Source organism: Kluyvera ascorbata ATCC 33433 (assembly GCF_000735365.1).
Taxonomy (GTDB): Bacteria; Pseudomonadota; Gammaproteobacteria; order Enterobacterales; family Enterobacteriaceae; genus Kluyvera; species Kluyvera ascorbata.
Genome location: NZ_JMPL01000208.1, coordinates 1 through 3,471, shown reverse-complemented (window position 1 = coordinate 3,471; position 3,471 = coordinate 1). Strand labels below are relative to the sequence as shown.

Sequence of the window (3,471 nt, the reverse complement as noted above, 5' to 3'; positions counted from 1 at the left end):
GAATATAATAAATGGAGTGGGCAGTATTAATACCAATTGTACTTTGTGTATTAGGATTATTAGGAGGATTCCTAAGGTTCTTGTATTTAACCGTACAGTCATATAATAAGAGAGTCGGAGATATTGAAGCAAAAGTATCCGTTTTAGAAACTAAAACAGAAGGTATTGTTAAAGATATTGATGAGTTGAAAGAACTGGTTAAGGAATTAACAGACATTAAAGTAGAGATTTCACATATTCGAGCTGTATTAGATATTATCGTAAAAAAAGGGACATAAAAGCCCCCTTTGTTATTTTAGAATTAAATCCATTGCTTTTACTCTATTTGGTGTTTGTTTATACCAGAGTGAATCACGTGCCTGTACTTTCATTTCAGTACGATCACCAATAGCCGCAGCCGCCAATAGTTTCTTGAATTTCTTCATCCCAACTAAACCAAGTTGGAATACCATAATGATTAGATACTCTTCAATATCAGGTGCAAATGTACCAAGTGCTTTTACACCAGTACGGGCAATTTCAATATCCTTATCTAGAAGGTTATTGGCTTCAGTTTCTGTTAATCCACAGCTAAAGTTTTCACCGGGTAGTACTAAGTGTCCGTGGCCGATTGTGTTTTTACCTAGTGAATCTTTATATACACGGAATGTACCATCACGGTAATAGCCTAACTTTGTCTGGTACGCTTTAGTACCTTCATATTCTTTTAATCTCTCTCTCAAATTCATAAATACCTCAGAATAATTAATATGAGGTATTTATGATGGTTATTAAGAGTTGGGAGATTCACGATCCCGAAATATGGGATATTACGGATGTAAATGATACTAGCTATGCCGCTTTTGTTTACCTAATTATATTCCCTGATGGTGATTACTATCTTGGAATGAAACAAATATATAAGGGCATAAAGGATATTAACGACCTAAAGACTACATCCAAAGAAGCAGACTGGATGAAATACTATTCAAGTTCTAAAACAGTACAGGCACGTATAGAAGAAGGTGAGGATTATAACAAGTACATACTCTGGTGTTTCCCTACAACCAATCAAGCCGCATTAATTGAAGCAATGTTGATTGGTACAGTTGGGATGAAGTGTAATTGTCTGAATAAAGCCATTATGACTAAATCACGATTACCTAAACCGGGTGAACGGGCAGGACTCTTTAAAACATTCCAGTACTTATACGAGAGATTATCATGAAGAATAAAGTAACAGGTATTGAAGGTGCAAAGAAGTACCTCAATAAAAGCGGTAAAGATTATAAGAATGAATTTAGCGATGAACTATTACACCGAGTTCGATCCCTAAGTAAAAAGATGCAAATGGAAATGAGTGTAGCCGCCGAAGGTGGAGTTGTACCGTTCACTAACAATTCTATGTTAGTCACATATTCTAAACGTGCTACGGGAATTAGTATTAACTTGATGGTTAAGGACATACAGACGGGGTACTTATACGATGTTGTAGTAAAACCTTCTAGTATTGATAAGTTCATTCCGACCAGTGCAGCCAAATTAACAATGCAAGGTAACATTACAGGTCTTAAAAGCAATTTGAAGTCTGGTAAATACAAAGTAGTGGAATCGCACGGTACTAAAAGAATTATTGATACACGTATTAAGAAATCTGATAAACGAGTGATTGCACTCAAAGATGAGAAAACACGTAAATTATTCTATGACTGGTATAAAGAAGGATACAAAGGAATAGATTTAATCATTACGCAAATCAAAGGACAATACACCATAGGAAATAATAAATCATGATTGAAAATCACTATGAAGGGAAAACACAAGAAATCCTAGTTAACAGTACTACGCCATTTATGAATAGTCTACCTTACCATAAATGCCTACTTACTAATAAACTAATCAAAAAAACATTGAAGCAATATCCTACCGAACACTTAATGAATATTGCATTTGAACAACCACAGACAATGAAAATTGGTGATTCTCTTACATGGACATTAGAAGATGTCGTACTAGATATTACGGTACTATCTAATAATAAGATTTTTGTGAAGGGTAATCACTACTATTTGGTTGTTGTCGCTATCAAAGAATAACGAGGAACATATGTTATTATCATTAATTGAACTTGCAAAAACTGCCTTTAGTTTTTTCGTGAAAACAAAAACTATCGAAAAGGAAGTAAAGGAAACCAATGTAGAGGGACAACTTGAAATCAATAAAATTGAAATTGAGAAGAACACTCTACATTGGCGTAATATCTTAGGAATGGTACTTACCCTTATCATCGCCTATAACTGGTTAATCGTCCCAGTACTAGACTATTTTGGAATCGTCGTGATCCAAGTACCTATGGGGCAACTCCTACAGGTACTTTTGATAATGGTTGGTGGAAGCTAATAGAAAGCCCCTTATGGTTTTTTTTTCATATCGTTAAGTACAGATTTTATGATTAGGTAAATAAGGAATACACCAATAATACCATAGCCCAACCGATCAGCGGTCTTTGCTTCACTATCAAATATTGAAACTGGTAGTGCTACTATTGCTACGGCAACGCCAGATAAAAACAATAAATCTAGTTTTTTACCTTTGAACGTAACAGGCTCGAAATATTTTCTAGTTATGGAGAAACCCGGTATTATGGTAAGTATTAAGGCAAGAATCCCAAATGAACCTAATGTTGTAAGATTAAAGTATTTCAATACTATTAAAATTAATGTTAATGAACCAACTACTAATATATATCTAGAAGCCAGATTTATAAATTCTAAACATGTTTTCATTTAATCCCCTTGTAAAGTTTATTTCTCACATTTCCATATAGTGTTTTGTACCCCAGAACCTTTTGGTAGGTGAGGGTTAGCATTTGCACTATGTGTGTAGACGGCTCGACTTTTGCCGTACTGTTTACATGCTTCATTTGCTGTTTTTTGCAGCGAATCTAATCCAAACCATCCATCTGATTGAAGGCTAACGGTATCACCATCATTGTATTGAACCATCGCACAACCAGATAGAAGCAAAGGTATCAGTACTAGAATTGCTTTCATTTTTTCCTTATTCATTAGCTGATGTTTTTGAAAAGGCTTTTTCATATCTTATTTCCAACATTTTATACATTTCGATAATTACTGCAAACTTATTTTCTACATCTTTCTTTGTAATTAAATAATATGCGGCACTATTGTCACGTCCATTATCGAATTCTCTCAAAAAATATTCATCTACTGTTCTACGTAGCTTTGTGCATTCTGTAATGTAATTCAGATATTCATCTTCCACATCACATTTCATATCCCATGATTTTAATCCGTGCAAATCTATTATTAATTCATTCAGTTTAACATCTAATTCTTTGCTTTCTCCTAATGCAGTAATCTTATCTTTTTCAAAAGATTCAAATTGAGATGTGTTTAGAAAGGATGTAATATAATAAGTTGAGCAGAAAAATTCCCATGTATTAGCAAGAGATATCGTCATTAAACTTGA

9 protein-coding genes are annotated in these 3,471 nt (G+C 33.9%); 5 read left to right on the top strand and 4 right to left on the bottom strand.

Annotated features, from left to right (window positions below):
- Positions 1-80 precede the first annotated feature (80 nt).
- Positions 81-278, top strand: a complete 198-nt coding sequence (locus GKAS_RS23080; protein WP_156105168.1) for a hypothetical protein — start codon at positions 81-83, stop codon at positions 276-278.
- A 12-nt stretch (positions 279-290) separates the two neighbouring features.
- Here GKAS_RS23080 and GKAS_RS23075 read toward each other — a convergent pair whose 3' ends face one another.
- Entirely contained in the window at positions 291-728 is a 438-nt protein-coding gene (locus GKAS_RS23075) for a glycoside hydrolase family protein (protein ID WP_035897844.1), read from the bottom strand.
- 32 nt (positions 729-760) lie between these two features.
- On the opposite strand from GKAS_RS23075, the gene GKAS_RS23070 reads away from it, so the two are divergent.
- The 4 genes from GKAS_RS23070 to GKAS_RS23055 are packed head-to-tail and all read left to right on the top strand — an operon-like array spanning position 761 to position 2,379.
- Positions 761-1,207 (top strand): GIY-YIG nuclease family protein, encoded by a 447-nt coding sequence (locus tag GKAS_RS23070; protein WP_035897842.1) that lies wholly within the window; start codon positions 761-763, stop codon positions 1,205-1,207.
- Positions 1,204-1,773, top strand: coding sequence for a hypothetical protein (locus GKAS_RS25420; RefSeq protein ID WP_035897841.1), 570 nt, complete (start codon positions 1,204-1,206; stop codon positions 1,771-1,773). Before GKAS_RS23070 ends, GKAS_RS25420 begins: the two co-directional genes overlap by 4 nt.
- On the top strand, positions 1,770-2,075 hold the full coding sequence (locus GKAS_RS23060; RefSeq protein WP_035897840.1) for a hypothetical protein: 306 nt from the start codon (positions 1,770-1,772) through the stop codon (positions 2,073-2,075). Before GKAS_RS25420 ends, GKAS_RS23060 begins: the two co-directional genes overlap by 4 nt.
- 10 nt (positions 2,076-2,085) lie before the next feature.
- Complete coding sequence (locus GKAS_RS23055) at positions 2,086-2,379, top strand: hypothetical protein (protein WP_035897838.1); 294 nt, start codon at positions 2,086-2,088, stop codon at positions 2,377-2,379.
- Positions 2,380-2,390: 11 nt separating this feature from the next.
- On the opposite strand, the gene GKAS_RS23050 is transcribed toward GKAS_RS23055, so the two are convergent.
- The 3 genes from GKAS_RS23050 to GKAS_RS25190 form a co-directional block, all read right to left on the bottom strand.
- Positions 2,391-2,765, bottom strand: coding sequence for a hypothetical protein (locus tag GKAS_RS23050; RefSeq protein ID WP_035897837.1), 375 nt, complete (start codon positions 2,763-2,765; stop codon positions 2,391-2,393).
- Positions 2,766-2,783: 18 nt separating this feature from the next.
- Complete coding sequence (locus GKAS_RS24445; RefSeq protein WP_246870769.1) at positions 2,784-3,077, bottom strand: hypothetical protein; 294 nt, start codon at positions 3,075-3,077, stop codon at positions 2,784-2,786.
- Positions 3,040-3,471: hypothetical protein (locus tag GKAS_RS25190; protein WP_035897835.1), on the bottom strand; the 432-nt coding region annotated here is incomplete at its 5' end. The genes GKAS_RS24445 and GKAS_RS25190, both read right to left, overlap by 38 nt.